The organism is Micromonospora sp. LOL_013 (assembly GCF_048060315.1).
In the GTDB taxonomy this organism is placed as follows: domain Bacteria; phylum Actinomycetota; class Actinomycetes; order Mycobacteriales; family Micromonosporaceae; genus Micromonospora_E.
Map to the genome: position 1 here is coordinate 1 of NZ_JBHMIQ010000130.1, position 269 is coordinate 269.

Genomic DNA, 269 nt, shown 5'->3' on the forward strand with positions numbered 1-269 from the left:
CGCGGGCGAACATCGACGAGTTCACCCAGACCACCGCCCGCGCCCTGGAGGTCGTCGGCGGTGCCGGCAGGGGTAAGGCGATCATCGTGCTGAACCCGGCGGACCCGCCGCTGCTGATGCGCGACACCGTCTACTGCCTGGTCCCAGCCGGCGTGGACACCGGCGCGGTAGCCGCCTCGGTGGAAGCCATGGTCCGGTCGGTCGCCGGGTACGTGCCCGGCTACCGGCTCAAACAGCGGGTGCAGTTCGATCCGGTCGACGCGTTCGTG

The 269-nt window shown here is 71.0% G+C and carries 1 pseudogene; it reads left to right on the forward strand.

The window, feature by feature from the left end:
• Positions 1-269: pseudogene (locus tag ACFHWS_RS28635) on the forward strand (acetaldehyde dehydrogenase (acetylating)); the annotation flags it as partial.